The organism is Dermacoccus sp. SAI-028 (genome assembly GCF_004346775.1).
Taxonomy (GTDB): Bacteria; Actinomycetota; Actinomycetes; order Actinomycetales; family Dermatophilaceae; genus Dermacoccus; species Dermacoccus nishinomiyaensis.
The window spans coordinates 614,532-630,282 of record NZ_SMFS01000001.1; the positions used below are offsets into that span (position 1 = coordinate 614,532).

A 15,751-nucleotide genomic window follows, 5' to 3' on the forward strand; every position below is an offset into this window, starting at 1 on the left:
GCCGTCGACCGGCACATCGGACTAGTTGCTCCCAGCATCGGTGAGGCCCCATTCCCGCGCGGGAATGGGGCCTCACCGATGAACGGGCGTCAGTTCGACGTGGCGCGCTCTTCGAGCTTCGCGAGCGACTCCTCGAGGGCGTGCTTCTCGACGAGGGGGAAGTGCACCTTCTTGAGCAGTTCCTTGTCGGTGACCTTGCTCCAGTCGTACGTCAGGGTTACGGCGGTCTCCTTCGGGCCGTGGGCCTCTAGCTCGTACATCCACTCCCAGCCCTTGGGCTCGGTGCCGGCGGGCGCCGTCTGCCACGCGACGAGCTTGTCATCGGCGTACCCGGTGACGTGGTTGTCGGTCTGGTATTCGCCCCCCATGTGCTCACCGACCATGTTCATGGTGAACACCTGGCCGACCTTCTGGATGCGGTCTCCGTGGTCGACGCTGCGGATGAAGCCCGAGCCGTCGAGCTTGACGTGCTCGGCCGGGTTGGTGAGGACGTTGAAGATGTCCTGCGCCGGGGCCTCGATGGTGCGGGTCACGATGATCTTTTTCTCGTCAGTCATGTCTTCACCTTGGCTCACGGCGCGCGTCTTCGCAAGGCGTCCAGGGCGTTTCGGCGTCGATGCGGGCGACGTGTGTGGGCGGGCGCGCTCGCGGCGAAGGGGCGGCGGCAGGCTGAGGGCCATCGGGCGCCGTTGTCGAATCACGCACGTGGCGCGTGCACCTGGACGGCAGCCGCGCCCTCCCGGTGAGCGCCTGGCTCACCCCGAGAGAGCATCGCGCCGTGACGGGCGCTCGGGTAGCGTGATCGTCGAACGGGGCCGCCATGGCCCCCAACCGATCACGGGCGCAGCGGGGTGCCGCGCTCACCCCACGAAGGAGTCTGCAGATGACGAAGAACCGCCCTGACGAGCGTCCCTTCGACGCCGAGGCCTACGAGCAGGACACGCGTCAACAGGCTGCCGGAATGCGTCGCGATGGCGTGGGCGCCGACGAAGCGGGCGTCGTCCTGCACGAGGAGCGTCTCGTCGCGGGTGTCGAGCGCGCCGAGGCCGGGCGCGTCGAGGTGCGCAAGCGTGTCGTCGTCGAAGAGGTGACGATCACCGTCCCCGTGCGCCGCGAGGTCGTCGATGTCGTGCGCGTGTACGACGACGGCAGCGAGGAAGCCGTCGACGTCCCCGCCTCGACGTGGCAGCCGCGCATCGAGAACCTCGACGGCGGTTCGGCGCTGGGCGAGCACACGCATGCCGAGGGCGAGGTGTACGACGTCGAAGCCGGCGAGGGCACGCACACGCGTGACGCCGACCGGCGCGACGAGGACGGCGTCATCGTGCTGCACGAGGAGCGCCCCGTGCTCTCGACGCGGGTCTACGCCGTCGAACGGCTGCACCTCGGCATCAGTGCGACGAAGGAGAACGTCACCGCCACCGAGCCGGTGCAGCGCGAGGTCGTCGAGGTCGACGAGGTCGACGACGTGCGCGACCCACGTGGTGAGGGCGGTTCGGCGCGCGCGTGACGACCTTCCCCCACGCGATGACGTGCCGGGCAAGCTGCTGAGCAGCGCCTCCGTGGGCGCCCAGTGCAGCGTCAGGAGGGCGGTACCCGATCGGGTACCGCCCTCCTGACGTTCCGGCCGAGCCGAGCCGTCAGTAGATACCGTCGACGGCACCCGCCGGGCGGAAGTCGCCGATGACGCTGGAGGCGACCGTCTGCCCGAGCGCGACGCTCTGGTCGCCATGACGATCGGAGCTGCCGCTGTTCCTAGAACCGTCCGCGTATGAGGCAATGGTGCGGGCCAATCGGTTGTACTCCGCGACCTTGGCGTCGTAGTAGTTCTGGCACGCAGCGCCCTGCCCGGACGTGAGGGCGATGGGCTCGAGGGTGGGCGGCAGGGGCGTGTTGGGCATCAACGGGGTGATGCGGATCTCGTTCGTGATGCGGCCGGTGAACATGAAGCCGTCCTGTCAGTGGAATCGCAAGTCCGCCTCGTTGTCGCCCTTGCCACAAGCGTGGACAGTGCCGAGGAACGTCCAGGTGTAGGTGCGTGTTCCCGTCGTCTTGTCGAAGCCACCGCGCGTGATGGTGCCCCACGAAGTGGACGGCCAGGTCCCCGCCCGCTCGGTGTCCTTGGGTCCGGTGCGCCCGACGACGTCGACACGCGGCGCCAGGGGGTGGTCGGCCGCGAAGCGCAGGGGGACGTCGCTGTCGTTGCGCAGGTTGAGCCAGGATTCGCCCTCGAATCCATTGGCGCTCAGGACCAACTGGTAGAAGTTGACCGTCAGCGAGCCCTGCTTCGTCAGCAGGTCGGCGAAGGCGAGATCCATGGTCGCCCTGCTCTCAGGGCTGCGTGCGGTGTTCGAGGCTGTGCCGGACGGGCTCGCCGCGGCGATCGTGACGGTGGGGATGCTCCACGCGGTGCCTGGGACGATGGTGCGGCGGGGTCATCAGAGGAAATTGACCGGCCGTCCAGAGTGTTCTCTGAGGCCGCTCAGGGGCCAGGCGGCTTTGGTGAGCACCCTCCACACGCGCACCCGATCCTGTCGCGGAGGCTCTCCGCCCCGCGCTACCCTCGACGCACCGGCCGGCCATCGGGTGGCTGCCGACGCGCGCGAGAGGCGCGCCGGACACAGGAGGGTGGCTCCATGGGGATGACATCACGACGCGCGACCAAACGCGCCGATCTGCCGGGCGCCGACGCGGCGTCACCGCGAAGCGCAGCCGCGCGCGGCCGCATCATGCGGGGCACGGTCGTCACCGTCGCGGCCGCGCTTGCCGTGACGGGGTGCACGAGCGCCACGACCGGTGGCTCCTCGGCGCCCACCTCGGCGCCCGCCTCGGCCACCACCTCGGGACACACCGGCGCCGCGGCGTCACCGTCCGCGAGCACCCCCGGATCGCAGACGTCCACCTCGAGCCAGCCCATCGATGTGTCGAAGGTCGTCGTGCGAGGCGACCGGCGCAGCGACGCCGCGAAGCTCGCGACGGCCGCCGTCGCGGACCTCGAACGCTACTGGGGTCGGCAGCTGCCAGCGGTCTACGGCTCGGCGTTCACACCCATCAAGGCCTACTACTCCGTCGACACCAAGGCGGGACGCCGTTCACCGTCGGTCTGCGGTGACGTCACCGGAAATGCCTACTACTGCTACGAGGACGGGGCGATCGCCTGGGATTCGACGGGCCTGCTCACCGACATGCGCAGCGCCTACGGCGACATCTCGCCGCAGGTCATCATGGCGCACGAGTTCGGGCACGCGGTGCAGCACCGTTTCGGCTACCGCGGCAAACCCGTCGTGCAGGAGCTGCAGGCCGACTGCTTCGCCGGCGCCTGGCTCCATCACGCGATCGACGACAAGGTCGTCGCCGCCTCGTCGGAGACGCCGACGCAGGCCGCCGCCGCGATCCTCGCGGTGAAGGACCCGGTGGGTGAGGACCCGCGCTCCGAACAGGCGCACGGCAACGGCTTCGACCGCGTCAACTCCTTCCAGACGGGCTACGACGACGGCCTGAAGGCGTGCAAGGCGTACACGAGCGAGGAGCCCGTCGTCACCGAGCTGCCGTTCACGAGCTACACGGACGCTGCGAGTGGCGGGAACCTGCCGTACGAGTCGGCGATGCAGAGCGGCGCCTACGACCTCGACGACTACTGGGAGCACACCTACCCCCAGGTGACGAATGGTCAGCAGTGGAAGCCGATGGGCAAGCTGACGCCGTTCGCGACGAGGAAGCCGGCCACGTGCGGCGACGAGACGGTGACGGGCGCCGTCGCGTACTACTGCCCGAGCGACGACTCGATCGGGTGGAACGACGACGTCACGCGTGAGATCTACCGGGAGACAGGCGACTTCGGCCCAATCGTGCTCCTGGCCGCGCAGTACGGCAAGGCGGCCCTGAGCCGCTCGGGCAAGCCGCTCGGCGACGACGCCGCCGATCGCGGCGTCTGCTACGCGGGTGCCTACTCCGCCGACGTCATCCTGCACAACCGTCCGCAGACCAGCTCGTTCACGATGTCGCCCGGTGACCTCGACGAAGCCATCCAGGCACTGCTCATGGTCGGTGGCTCCGACGGTTTCGACCTCATCCGCGCCTACCGCAAGGGTGCGCTCGACGGGCCGAAGGGCTGCGCCGGCGCCAAGGTGTCATGACGGCGGTGCTCACCCGGCGATGTCGTAGGCCTTGAGGCGCTTCTTGTCGCGCTTCGACCCCGACGCCTGCAGGGCGAGCAACTCGGCGTAGATGCCGCCGGAGGTGGCGAGCTCAGCGGGCGGGCCGACCTCGTCGATGCGTCCGTCGCGCAGGGTGACGATGCGGTCGACGGCGCTGATCGTCGACAGGCGGTGGGCGATGATGAGGGACGTGCGGCCCTCCATGAGCTCGTCGAGGCCGGCCTGCACGAGCCGCTCCGACTTGGTGTCGAGCGCGCTCGTCGCCTCGTCGAGGATGAGGATCGGCGCGTCCTTGAGCATCGCCCGCGCCACGGCGATGCGCTGCTTCTGGCCGCCGGACAGCTTGAGGCCGCGTTCGCCGATCGTCGTGTCGTAGCCGTCGGGGAACTGGCGGATGAACACGTCGGCGTTGGCGCGTTCGGCCGCGGCCCGGATCTCCTCGTCGGTGGCCTCGGGGTGGCCGTAGGCGATGTTCTCGCGAATCGTGCCGCTGAACAGCGACGCGTCCTGGAACACGACGCCGAAGTCGCTGCGCAGCTCGTCGAGCGGCGTCTCGGCGGTGTCACGGCCGAAGACGCGCAGGTGCCCGTCATGCACCGTGTACAGCCCGAGCAGGAGGCTGATGAGCGTCGTCTTGCCGCCGCCGGACTCGCCGACAAACGCGACATGTTCACCCCGTTCGACGGCCAGCGTGATGTCCTTCAGCACGTCCCGGTCGGCGTCGTAGCCGAACGAGGCGTGATCGAACTCGATGACGGACCCGGTGCATGCGGCGGCGCGCGCCCGCGCGGCGTCGATCGTCGCACCCGGCGCGGTGTCGGCGTCGCCGAGCAGGTCGAGGCCCTCCCGCTCTGGTCGTTCTTCGAGGACGCGGAAGTAGTCGCGGCTGCCGGCGACGGCCCGCTGGCCCGAGTCAATGAGGTAGCTCATCATCATGACGGGCTGACGCGCCATGTTGACGAGTTGGATGAGCAGCACCATGTCACCGATGGAGAAGTGCCCCTCGACGGTCTGCACGAAGATGATCGAGTAGACGCCGAAGAAGATGACGTTGAGGGCGCCGCGTCGCGCGCCATCCATGAGGTGCCAGTAGCGCGACTGCTCGCGCGTCGTCGCGACGGTGCTCGCGTACCGCTCGTCGAACGACGTGAGCTCGCGGCGCTCCTGACCGAAGCTCTTGACGACGCGGATCTGCCCGACGACCTCGGCAAAACGTCCGCCGGCGATGTCGAATTGGCTGTTCTTCTCGCCCTCGAGCACCTGCCACTTCTTGCTCGTCAGCGTCGTCAGGTACATGAAGACGGGGAAGACGATGAGCAGCAGCAGCGCGAGCGGCCACGAGTAGATGGCGGAGATGACGAGCACCGCGAACGTCGTCAGCAGCATCGGCAGGAAGTTGTTCGCGAACGAGTTGAGGAACTGTGTCGTCTCCGAGATGTTCCGCGAGAGGCGGTTGATGATCCTGCCCGTCAGCTCACGGTCGAAGTAGCTCTGCGGCAGCGTCAGCAGCTTCTCGAAGTAGCGCGTCGACAGGATGCGTCGCAGCCGCACCGCCGTCACGTCGCCGATGTACCCGCCGATGTTGCTGATCGCCGTGTTCGCGAGGTCGGCCACGAGCAGGGCCACCGCGAACCACATGATGGTCGCGACGTGCCCCGACGGGTTCGCGCCCGTCTTGACGACGGAGACCACCTCGTCCGTCGCACCCGAGATGATGAACGGCATGACGAGCGACGTCGCCGTGATGAGGACCGAGCTGACGACGATCGCGAGATACGACGACCACAGAGCGCGGGTGGAGGACAGGATCTTGCCGATGCTTCGCACGGATGAAGCGTGCCACCCGGCGCCGACAACCCCGAAATCTCGCGGCAAAGCGGTGTCCGGTGGCCGACACGACGACGCGGGCTGCCCCGGAGAAAGAAGGTGCAGCCCGCGGTGTCGGAGCGGCCGGTGCGTTCGGCGTCGCAGCGGTGTCGTCAACACGTGTTCGATGCGTCGAGCGACTTGACCTGGCACGGCAGCGTCGTGCCGTCGGGCAGCGTGACCGTGACGTCCTGTACGTAGCTGAGTCCGCCCTGCGCCACACCGCACCCGAGCGGGGCGACGGCGTTCGAGTAGTTCGTGATGAAGCGACCCGAAGGGCCGGTGGTGAAGTTGCGGCACGTCGTACCCGTGACAAGGCTGTACGAGCCTGCCCCGCTTCCTGCGCGCCACTCGACGTGAAGATTCCAGCTCGCGAGGGTGCCATTGAGGTGGGCGATGATCGTGCTTCGTGAGGTGCTGGTCACCGGCTGCCACCCCGCGCTGCCGTAGGAGTAGGTCATGTTGGAACAGGTGGACGAGCCACAGGAACTCCGGCGGTTGGAGGTGGTGTCACCGACCCAGAAGATGCCAGGGCCGGAAGATGTCTGGCCGTTGCGCAGCCCGAGCCAGTAGTCGTAGGTCACCTGGCAACGGTCACGCCGGCGGGCAGGTTGTCGACGCATGTCGGGGCGCCGACGTTGAGCGATTGATTCGCCGTCGGTGCGCTGACATCACCCCAGTCGTAGATGACGCCGCCGCTGACACGAGGTGTGGGGGCGCCACAGGTGGATGCCGCCATCACGGGGGCAGCGCCCGCAACGGTGACGGCGGGGATGCTCCCGGCGGCCCCGCGGGCGACGGAACGGCGTGAGATGGGTGTGGTCATGTGGATCCCCAGGCGATGAAACGTTTTTTGAGCACACTCAGTTGTGCATTCGAGGTCGCCGTCATCAAACGAGGGCCGTCCGTGTGGACACACTCATGAGCTTCGTGTGTACCCGTGAGTTGAGTGGAATACGCGCAACTTTGTTGCGGTTGTACCTGACAGGAAGATGCGCGACCAGCCATACTGAAGGTGAGGTCGCTGTCGAGCCACCGGGCCCGTCAGCGAACGTCGTGCATTGCAGCAAGAAGACGTTCAACGACAAGGAGTCAGCAGTGGATATTCAACTGACAACGAAGGCGCAGGAGGCCCTCTCCGCCGCCGTGACGGCCGCGCAGTCGGCCGGCAACCCCTCGATCGAGCCCGCGCACCTCCTCAAGGCGCTCGCGGAACAGACCGACACGACCACCGGCCCGCTGCTCGAGGCGACGGGCACCACTCCGCAGGCAGTCATCGCGCAGGCCGAGGCCGACCTGCGCACGTTCCCGAGCAGCTCGGGTGCAAGCGTGGGCCAGCCCGGCATGAGCCGTGAGCTGCTCAACGTGCTCGAGAAGGCGCGCAGCGACATGAGCGCCATGGGGGATGCGTTCACCTCGACCGACCACCTGCTGCTCGCGCTCGCTCGCACGGGCAAGTTCTCCACGCTGAACGCGGAGGCGATCGAACAGGCGATCCCCGCGACGCGCGGTGGCCGCAAGGTCACCTCCGCCGAGCCCGAGGGCACGTTCGAGGCGCTCGAGAAGTTCGGCACCGACCTGACGGCCCTCGCCCGTGAGGGCAAGCTCGACCCCGTCATCGGCCGCGACAGCGAGATCCGTCGCGTCGTGCAGGTGCTGAGCCGCCGCACGAAGAACAACCCCGTCCTCATCGGTGAGCCCGGCGTCGGCAAGACGGCCGTCGTCGAGGGTCTCGCGCAGCGCATCGTCGCCGGGGACGTGCCGGAGAGCCTGCGCGACAAGCGCCTCATCTCCCTCGACCTCGGCGCGATGGTCGCCGGTGCGAAGTACCGCGGCGAGTTCGAGGAGCGCCTCAAGGCCGTCCTCGAGGAGATCAAGAACTCCGACGGCGAGATCGTCACGTTCATCGACGAGATCCACACCGTCGTCGGCGCGGGTGCCGGCGGCGACTCGTCGATGGACGCCGGCAACATGCTCAAGCCGATGCTCGCGCGCGGCGAGCTGCGTCTCGTCGGTGCGACGACGCTCGACGAGTACCGCGAGAACATCGAGAAGGACCCGGCGCTGGAGCGTCGTTTCCAGCAGGTGTTCGTCGGTGAGCCGAGCGTCGAGGACACGATCGCGATCCTGCGCGGCCTGAAGGAGCGCTACGAGGCGCACCACAAGGTCGCCATCGCCGACCAGGCGCTCGTCGCCGCTGCGACGTTGAGCGACCGCTACATCACGAGCCGACAGCTGCCCGACAAGGCGATCGACCTCATCGACGAGGCCGCGTCGCGTCTGCGCATGGAGATCGACTCGAGCCCCGTCGAGATCGACCAGCTACGCCGCAGCGTCGACCGCATGAACATGGAAGAACTGCACCTCGAGAGCGAGACCGACCCGGCCTCGCGCGACCGACTCGCGAAGCTGCGGGCCGACCGCGCCGACACCGAGGAACAGCTCGCCGCGCTGACGGCGCGTTGGGAGGCCGAGAAGGCCAGCCTCAACAAGGTCGGTGATCTCAAGGCCCAGATCGACGACCTGCGCACGCAGGCTGAGAAGCTGCAGCGCGAAGGTGACTACGGCAACGCCTCGAAGTTGCTCTACGGCGACATCCCGGCTCTTGAGAAGCAGCTCGACGAGGCGCAGGCAGCCGAGGCGACGTCCTCGAAGGCCGGCGGCGAGGCGCCGATGGTCTCCGACGAGGTGACCGCCGACGACATCGCCGAGGTCATCGCCAGCTGGACCGGCATCCCCGCCGGGCGTCTGCTCGAGGGCGAGACCGAGAAGCTGCTGCGCATGGAGGACTTCCTCGGCGAGCGCCTCATCGGTCAGAAGGCCGCGGTCGAGGCTGTCAGTGACGCCGTGCGCCGTTCGCGCTCCGGCATCGCCGACCCCGATCGTCCGACCGGTTCGTTCCTGTTCCTCGGCCCGACGGGTGTGGGCAAGACGGAGCTCGCGAAGTCGCTCGCCGACTTCCTCTTCGACGACGAGCGCGCCATGGTGCGCATCGACATGTCGGAGTACTCCGAGCGTCACGCCGTCGCGCGCCTCATCGGTTCGCCTCCCGGCTACGTCGGGTACGAAGAGGGCGGTCAGCTGACCGAGGCTGTGCGCCGTCGCCCGTACTCGGTCGTGCTGCTCGACGAGGTCGAGAAGGCGCACCCGGAGACGTTCGACATCCTCCTGCAGGTGCTCGACGACGGGCGCCTGACGGACGGGCAGGGCCGCACGGTCGACTTCCGCAACGTCATCCTCGTCATGACGTCGAACCTGGGCAGCCAGTTCCTCGTCGACCCGACGATGGCGCCGGAGGCCAAGCATGGCGCTGTCATGGGTGCGGTGCGCGCGCAGTTCAAGCCCGAGTTCCTCAACCGTCTCGACGAGATCGTCATCTTCGACCCGCTGACGCGGGACGAGCTGTCGCACATCGTCGAGCTGCAGGTCGCGTCGCTGAGCAAGCGGCTCGCCGATCGCCGCATCACCCTCGAGGTGACGCCGGCCGCGCGCGAGTGGCTCGCCGAGACGGGGTACGACCCGGCGTACGGTGCGCGCCCGCTGCGTCGCCTCGTGCAGAAGGAGATCGGCGACCGTCTGGCTCGTGCACTCCTCGCCGGCGAGGTGCTCGACGGCGAGAAGGTGACGATTGACGTCGAACGTGGCGCGGCGCTGAAGCTGCCGGATGGCGTCACGGCACCGGAGGGCGTCGAGCCTCCGGTGACGGGTCTGCGCATCGTGTCGGAGAGGGTCGAGCCCGACGCGGGCGTCGAGAGCTGATCGTCGCGACAGCTGCCTGAGCAGTGAACCGCACACTGAAACGGGCCGGACACCGATCACGGTGTCCGGCCCGTTTCGCGCGTCCCCTCTGCGGTTCCCGTCCCCTTCTGCGATTTTCGTCCACCCTTGCGAGTTTCGGTCACATTCGTATCGCGGCGCTGATGGCACGGCATCGGGGCAGGTAGATTTGACGTATGACAGAGAACACACCTGCAGTGACGACTCCTGGCACGCGCTACCTCGTGGCCTGGGGTGGGGACAAGCGTTCGGAGGACGCCCTCAAGCTCGGCGCCGTGCTCGCGCGCACCTTCGAGGCGAAGCTCGACATCGTGTACGTCGTCTTCCAGCAGACGAACGGTTTCACCGTCACCGCGGGCGACCGCACCTTCGAGCAGGAGGTCGGACGCGAGGCGGCCGGCTGGCTGAAGACGGCCGCGAAGTCGGTGGGCGAGGGCGTCGAGGTCGAGACGCACGTCGTCTACGGCGAGTCGATCACGCAGGGCATCCTCGCCGCAGCCGAGCAGCTTGGCTCGCAGGCCATCGTCATCGGTGCCGGTTCGGGCGCGGGTCAGCCCGTCGCGACGAACGCCATCGTCGGCGGCCTGCTGCACTCGAGCCCCGTCCCGATCGCCATGGCGCCGCGCAACTACCGCAAGGTGAAGTTCGACTCGCTCTCGTCGCTGTCCGCCGCCATCGGCCCGCGCCCCGGCGCGCACCAGGTCGCCATCGAGGCCGCAGACGCGATCAAGCGCGTCGGCCTGCCGCTGCAGCTCATCTCGCTCGTCTCGCTCAAGCAGGACAAGCAGTTCCACGTCGACGGCTTCGATGAGGCCGAGCGCGTGCTCGCCGACGCAGCCAAGCGCGTCGGTGACCGCGCGGAGGTCACGACCGTCGTCGGTCAGGGCCGCTCGCTCAAGCAGGCCGTCAAGAAGATCGACTGGGACGAGCGCACGGCGCTGTGCGTCGGCTCGTCCCGGCTCGCGCAGAACCGACGCACCTTCCTCGGCTCCGCTGCGACGCGCATGCTCTCGTCGCTGCCCGTGCCGATGATCGTCGTCCCGCGACGCGACGCTTGAGCCGCCACCTCGCGCACATGACTGAGCGCGGCGTCCCCTTCGCGGGGGCGCCGCGCTCAGGCGTCCTGAGCGGGACGCCGACGTGGCCGCGGCAGGCGCACGATGGCCCCGGCGTCACGCGGACGTGACGGCAGAGCCCTGATCGTTCGCGCCGGCCTGCGTGATGACGTCGCCGATGGCGTCGGTGACGAGGTCGGGCTCCTCGTACGTCAGCATGTGGCCCCGGCCGTCCACGATGTCGAGGTGAGCGTCGGGCATGGCCTCGGCGAGAGCGATGGAGTGGCGCTTCGGCGTCAGCAGATCACGCGAGCCGACGAGGATGCGCACGGGCACCTTGCTCAGCGCGGCCAGCGCGGCGAGTTCGTCGTGCGCCATGAGCGCGGTGTAGAACGCGCCGCTCGTCGAGATGCGCGTGGCGGCGATCTGGTCGCGCGCGGCCCGGACGTCTTCGTCGCGCGGGTCGATGCCGAAGCCGCCGCGGCGCTGTGAGGCGAGGGTGACGAGACGGCCCGGGCGGAGCGGAACGTGCTTGAGCGCCTTGACGATCCACTTCTCGCCGGGGACGGTGAAGCCGCGCAACTGCCCTGACGACGTCGAGACGAGCACCGCGCCGATGACCTTCTCACCCAGGAGCCCCGGGTGCAGCCCGGCGAACGCCATCACCGTCATCCCGCCCATCGAGTGACCCGCGACGATGACCGGTGATCCCTCCGGTGCCGTCTCGGCGACGACGCTCGCGAGGTCCTCGCCGAGCGCGCGCACGGTCTCGTCGCCGGGGCGCATGCGGCCACCGGCGAACGTCGAGTCGCCGTGCCCGCGCTGATCCCACAGCACGACTCGCACGCCGCCGCGATCGAGCAGACGCTGCGCAACGGGTTCCCACGAGCGGTGGCTCAGTGTCCAGCCGTGGGACATGACGACGGTCGGCGCGTCGGGCGCCAGATCGGCCGGCTCGGCGGTGAAGACGGCGAGGCGCGCGCCGTCGGCGGCGGTGACGGTGGTGCGGGCGAATTCGTGGTTCACGCGACCCACTCAAACACACCCGGAGACGGTGAACCGCCCCGTTTCGGAACCTGCATTGCATAGGCTGCGTCACAACGACAGGTGAGCATCCGCTCACGACCCCCGACGGACAGGTGAGCTCATGACCTCCCACATGCCCACGCGCCGCAGCGTCATGACGGCAGCGCTCGCGAGCGTCGCCCTGACGGCGTGCTCGTCGGCGAAGAAGTCCGATTCGAACGCCTCCAGCGGCGAGGACGTGACGAAGCGTCTCAAGGCCGCGCAGGACAAGATCGGCAAGACGTCCGGGTACCACACGAAGGTGACGTGCTCGGCCGCGCCGAAGGACGAACCGGCGCTCAAGGCGGGGGAGGGCGACGTCGTCAACTCGCCCGCCGCGTTCAAGGGTGACGTGACGGCGAGCACGCAGGGCAACGAGATCAAGGCCGGCATCATCAGCATCGGCGACAAGAACTGGGTGAAGCCGAGCTTCTCGCCCAAGTACCTGACGGTGAACCTCAAGTCGCTCGGTGTGCCGTCCCCGACGTCGCTTTTCAACGCGACGAGTGGCATCCCGGCGATGCCGCTCATGAGCAAGGACATGAAGCGTTCGGGCGAGAAGCTCGTCGGCGGCGAGAAGGTGACGACGTACAAGGGCACGCTCGACGGCCCGAGCGCCGCGAAGGCGATGGGTTTCGGCAAGACGCGCGGCGACTACACCGTCGAGGTCGGCCTCACGGACTCCGACGAGGTGCGCACCATGATCATCACGGGCCCGTTCTTCGACTCGGCCGACGCGACGTACACGATCGACATCTCCAAGTACGACCAGAAGGTCGAGATCAAGCAGCCGTGACCGTGCCTGCCGGTGATTCACCCCTGCTCGTGACGCACCCGGCCGCCGACTGACCCCCGACGCGAGAGACCTCGACGACCCATGACGCTCACCGCTGCCACCGCGCCCGACGCCGACGTTCCGGCGATCGCCACCCGTTCGAAGGCGCTGCTCGCGACGGCGGCACTCGCCGTGCTGCTGACGGCGGCCGACACGTACGTCGTCGTCCTCGCGCTGCAGGACATGATGGCGGGCGTCGGCCTCGGCCTCGACGAACTGCAACGGGCGACGCCGATCGTGTCGGGCTTCCTGCTCGGTTACATCGCCGTGCTGCCGCTCATCGGACGGCTGTCCGACCTCGTCTCGCGCCAACGCGTGTTGCTGTGGTGCCTCGTGCTGTTCGGCCTCGGCAGCGTCGTCACGGCGCTCGCCGTCGACCTGCCCGTCATCGTCGGCGGGCGCGTCATCCAGGGCATCGGTGGTGGCGGGCTCGTGCCCGCGACGCTGGCCCTTGTCGCAGATCTGCTGCCGCGCGGGCGACGGGGCACGGCGCTCGGGATGGTGTCGGCGGTGCAGGAAGTGGGGTCGGTGCTCGGCCCACTGCTCGGCGCCGCGATCCTCGCCGTGTGGTCGTGGCGCGCGATCTTCTGGGTCAACGCTGCAGCGGCCGTCGTCCTCGCCGTCATGATCGGTGTGTTGGGGCGACGGACGAGCACGCAGGTGCCGGACGTGGGCGGCGGCGTTGAGCCTGTGGGCGGGCGCGGCGCGTCGACATCCGCGGCTGGCGACGGCGCGCACCGCGTCGCTGCTGCGTCGTCAGGCCCCGGGCGCGTGGCCCGCATCGTCGGATGGTTGGGGTGGCTGGCGTTGCTCGTCGGAACCCTCATCGTCCTGCTCGCGCTGTGGGCGCCGGAGCGGCTGACCTCCGACGTCGACTACGGCCTGCCGTTCGTCCCGTACGACGGCTACACCTCGCGCATGGCGACCCCCATTGCATTGCGTGGCCTCGGCGTCCTCGTGCTGGGCATCGCGCTGACCGCACGGATCTGGTGGCCGCGGCTACGCGCCGTCGACCTGCCCGGCGCCGTGCTGCTGACGGGCGCGCTCGCCTGCATCGTGTGGGCGTTCGCCGCGGCCGACACCTCGAAGGAGGTGCTCAGCCCCGCCGGATACGTGCTGCTGCCGGTGGCGGCGGTGCTGCTCGTCGGGTACGGCATCCGTCATCGCACGGCGCGGCGACCACTCATCGAACGCGGCGTCCTGGCGGGTCGGGTGCCCGTCGCGCTACTGGTGTCGTTCCTCGTCGGCACGGCGCTCGTCGCGATCGTCGTCGAGATCCCGGTCCTCGCGCGACTGACGCTGACGGACTCGCAGACGGCGGCCGCGTTCGTCCTGCTGCGCTTTCTCGTCGCCGTGCCCATCGGGGCGTTCCTCGGCGGGTTCCTGCTGCGCCGCGTGGGGCCGGCCCTCGTCGCCGCTCCCGGTCTCATCATGGCCGGGGCCGCGATCCTCGCGATGAGTACGTGGGGGCGCGACACGCTCGGCGGCGTCGTCATCTCGACGCTCGTGCTCGCCGTCGCGGGCCTCGGCATCGGCCTCGCCATCGCGCCCGTCAACGACGCGGCGCTCGCCGACTCGCCCGACGACGCGCACGGCGTGACGTCGGCACTCGTCGTCGTCGGCCGCATGATGGGCATGGTCGTCGGCCTCGCGCTGCTGACGGCGATCGGCCTGCACCAGTTCAGCGTCGAGATGCAGAAGGCCGCTCATACGAGCGAGCAGACCGTGCGTGACGCGGGCGTCGTGCAGGTGCACACCGTGTTCGTCGGCGCAGGCGTCGCGGTGCTCGTCGCGGCGGTGCTGGCGTTCTTCTTCCTGGGGCGCCGGGTCATCGGTTCACGCCGCGTCGAGAGCTGAACGGCCGCGGCGCCGACAGGGGCCGATGACGGTGGCCTCTACCGCTGGGCGTCGACGTTGACCTCGGCGGCCTGCATGCCCGGCCCGCCATCAAGGGCCTGCCGGGACCTCGCCGTCGAGGGCCGGACGTGGCCGCGATGCGGGATGAGCGGGCCCGGGACGCCGCCGCAGCGCCAGCTTGGAGCAGCCCCCGTCATTGCCCCACCGGCCGCGTTGCGTCAGTTCGCGCGCCGCAGGATCTGCTCGGCCTGCTTGAACACCGGCCCGTCTACCATCTGTCCCTCGAACGTGAACACGCCGCGTTCGTGCTTCGCCGCGTCCATGAGGCGCGTGGCCCAGTCGATCTGCTCATCGGTCGGGGCGTAGGCGTCGCGGATCGTGGCGACCTGCTTGGGGTGAATGGCGACCTTCGCGTCGAAACCGATGGCGACGGCGTCATCGGCCTCGGCGCGCAGGGCGAGGAGGTTGCCGATGTCCATGAACACGGAGTCGAGTGCGAAGCAGCCGTGCGCCTTCGCGGCCAGCAGGACGTTGCCGCGCACCTGCTGAACGATCGGGTGGTAACTCCCGTCGGCCAGGCGACTGCGGCGCCCACCGAGGCCCGCCGTCAGGTCCTCGGAGCCCCACATGAACCCGGCGACGTTCGGGGCGGCAGCGATCTCGGCGGCGTTGACGGCACCCAGAGGAGATTCGATGAGGGCGATGACGTCGTGGTCTGGCAGGGCGTCGACGTCGGCGCGCGTCTCGGTCTTGGCGAGCATGACGCGACGGACGGGTAGCTGCTCCAGGCAGACGAGGTCGGCGGCGAACTCGTCCGTCGTCGCGGCGTTGACGCGCACGACGAGCGTCTCGACGTCCGGTGCGCCGTCACAATTGAATGCGTCGATGAGGGCCTGACGTGCCGCGGGCTTGTCCGCCGGGTTCACGGCGTCCTCCAGATCGAGGATGACGACGTCCGCCGCCGCAGCGGCCTTCGCGTAGCGCTCCGGGCGGTCCGCCGGGCAGAAGAGCCAGCCCGGCCCCGGCATCGTCCACGAGGTGCTTGTGTCCATGAGTTCCTCCGGTCGGTAGACGGTGACGGTTGGGGTGGATGGTGACGTCCGAACGTCCCCATCCACCCCAACCGTCACCAGGTGTGC

At 69.0% G+C, this 15,751-nt stretch carries 14 protein-coding genes; 6 read left to right on the plus strand and 8 right to left on the minus strand.

Features of this window, described 5'->3' with window-relative positions:
- Positions 1-89 precede the first annotated feature (89 nt).
- On the minus strand, positions 90-557 hold the full coding sequence (locus EDC82_RS02840; protein ID WP_040014869.1) for an SRPBCC domain-containing protein: 468 nt from the start codon (positions 555-557) through the stop codon (positions 90-92).
- Between the two features lie 326 nt (positions 558-883).
- Here EDC82_RS02840 and EDC82_RS02845 point away from each other — a divergent pair, with 326 nt between their 5' ends.
- Positions 884-1,510, plus strand: coding sequence for a DUF2382 domain-containing protein (locus EDC82_RS02845; RefSeq protein WP_160126178.1), 627 nt, complete (start codon positions 884-886; stop codon positions 1,508-1,510).
- A 130-nt stretch (positions 1,511-1,640) separates the two neighbouring features.
- Here the strand turns inward: EDC82_RS02845 and EDC82_RS02850 are convergent, their stop codons facing one another.
- Positions 1,641-1,946 (minus strand): hypothetical protein, encoded by a 306-nt coding sequence (locus EDC82_RS02850; RefSeq protein WP_131940572.1) that lies wholly within the window; start codon positions 1,944-1,946, stop codon positions 1,641-1,643.
- 12 nt (positions 1,947-1,958) lie between these two features.
- Entirely contained in the window at positions 1,959-2,318 is a 360-nt protein-coding gene (locus tag EDC82_RS02855) for a hypothetical protein (RefSeq protein ID WP_131940574.1), read from the minus strand.
- Positions 2,319-2,636: 318 nt separating this feature from the next.
- Here EDC82_RS02855 and EDC82_RS02860 point away from each other — a divergent pair, with 318 nt between their 5' ends.
- Positions 2,637-4,136, plus strand: a complete 1,500-nt coding sequence (locus tag EDC82_RS02860) for a neutral zinc metallopeptidase (RefSeq protein WP_131940576.1) — start codon at positions 2,637-2,639, stop codon at positions 4,134-4,136.
- A gap of 9 nt (positions 4,137-4,145) precedes the next feature.
- Here the strand turns inward: EDC82_RS02860 and EDC82_RS02865 are convergent, their stop codons facing one another.
- The 3 genes from EDC82_RS02865 to EDC82_RS02875 all read right to left on the minus strand — a co-directional run bounded on the left by EDC82_RS02865 (position 4,146) and on the right by EDC82_RS02875 (position 6,849).
- Positions 4,146-5,984 (minus strand): ABC transporter ATP-binding protein, encoded by a 1,839-nt coding sequence (locus tag EDC82_RS02865; RefSeq protein ID WP_131940578.1) that lies wholly within the window; start codon positions 5,982-5,984, stop codon positions 4,146-4,148.
- Between the two features lie 152 nt (positions 5,985-6,136).
- Entirely contained in the window at positions 6,137-6,607 is a 471-nt protein-coding gene (locus EDC82_RS02870; RefSeq protein ID WP_074041106.1) for a hypothetical protein, read from the minus strand.
- Positions 6,604-6,849: a hypothetical protein gene (locus EDC82_RS02875; protein ID WP_006946249.1), complete on the minus strand. Its 246-nt coding sequence runs from the start codon at positions 6,847-6,849 to the stop codon at positions 6,604-6,606. The genes EDC82_RS02870 and EDC82_RS02875 overlap by 4 nt, the downstream gene beginning before the upstream one ends.
- 272 nt (positions 6,850-7,121) lie before the next feature.
- Here EDC82_RS02875 and clpB point away from each other — a divergent pair, with 272 nt between their 5' ends.
- Positions 7,122-9,782, plus strand: a complete 2,661-nt coding sequence (clpB, locus tag EDC82_RS02880) for an ATP-dependent chaperone ClpB (protein WP_040014867.1) — start codon at positions 7,122-7,124, stop codon at positions 9,780-9,782.
- 194 nt (positions 9,783-9,976) lie between these two features.
- On the plus strand, positions 9,977-10,858 hold the full coding sequence (locus EDC82_RS02885; RefSeq protein ID WP_082740471.1) for a universal stress protein: 882 nt from the start codon (positions 9,977-9,979) through the stop codon (positions 10,856-10,858).
- A 114-nt stretch (positions 10,859-10,972) separates the two neighbouring features.
- Here the strand turns inward: EDC82_RS02885 and EDC82_RS02890 are convergent, their stop codons facing one another.
- On the minus strand, positions 10,973-11,881 hold the full coding sequence (locus EDC82_RS02890; protein WP_006946120.1) for an alpha/beta fold hydrolase: 909 nt from the start codon (positions 11,879-11,881) through the stop codon (positions 10,973-10,975).
- Between the two features lie 121 nt (positions 11,882-12,002).
- Here EDC82_RS02890 and EDC82_RS02895 point away from each other — a divergent pair, with 121 nt between their 5' ends.
- The gene (locus EDC82_RS02895) at positions 12,003-12,716 is read left to right on the plus strand and encodes an LppX_LprAFG lipoprotein (protein ID WP_006946146.1); all 714 of its coding nucleotides are present in this window, start codon (positions 12,003-12,005) and stop codon (positions 12,714-12,716) included.
- 81 nt (positions 12,717-12,797) lie between these two features.
- On the plus strand, positions 12,798-14,612 hold the full coding sequence (locus EDC82_RS02900) for an MFS transporter (RefSeq protein ID WP_062256175.1): 1,815 nt from the start codon (positions 12,798-12,800) through the stop codon (positions 14,610-14,612).
- 218 nt (positions 14,613-14,830) lie between these two features.
- Here the strand turns inward: EDC82_RS02900 and EDC82_RS02905 are convergent, their stop codons facing one another.
- On the minus strand, positions 14,831-15,664 hold the full coding sequence (locus tag EDC82_RS02905; RefSeq protein ID WP_062256177.1) for a CoA ester lyase: 834 nt from the start codon (positions 15,662-15,664) through the stop codon (positions 14,831-14,833).
- Positions 15,665-15,751 lie beyond the last annotated feature (87 nt).

Bases quoted from the DNA above. Each gene is read 5' to 3' on its own strand.
- EDC82_RS02905 (WP_062256177.1), bottom strand. From the start codon at position 15,664: ATGGACACAAGCACCTCGTGGACGATGCCGGGGCCGGGCTGGCTCTTC.
- EDC82_RS02900 (WP_062256175.1), top strand. From the start codon at position 12,798: ATGACGCTCACCGCTGCCACCGCGCCCGACGCCGACGTTCCGGCGATC.
- EDC82_RS02855 (WP_131940574.1), bottom strand. From the start codon at position 2,318: ATGGATCTCGCCTTCGCCGACCTGCTGACGAAGCAGGGCTCGCTGACG.
- EDC82_RS02875 (WP_006946249.1), bottom strand. From the start codon at position 6,849: ATGACCACACCCATCTCACGCCGTTCCGTCGCCCGCGGGGCCGCCGGG.
- EDC82_RS02845 (WP_160126178.1), top strand. From the start codon at position 884: ATGACGAAGAACCGCCCTGACGAGCGTCCCTTCGACGCCGAGGCCTAC.
- EDC82_RS02885 (WP_082740471.1), top strand. From the start codon at position 9,977: ATGACAGAGAACACACCTGCAGTGACGACTCCTGGCACGCGCTACCTC.
- EDC82_RS02840 (WP_040014869.1), bottom strand. From the start codon at position 557: ATGACTGACGAGAAAAAGATCATCGTGACCCGCACCATCGAGGCCCCG.
- EDC82_RS02860 (WP_131940576.1), top strand. From the start codon at position 2,637: ATGGGGATGACATCACGACGCGCGACCAAACGCGCCGATCTGCCGGGC.
- EDC82_RS02850 (WP_131940572.1), bottom strand. From the start codon at position 1,946: ATGTTCACCGGCCGCATCACGAACGAGATCCGCATCACCCCGTTGATG.
- EDC82_RS02895 (WP_006946146.1), top strand. From the start codon at position 12,003: ATGACCTCCCACATGCCCACGCGCCGCAGCGTCATGACGGCAGCGCTC.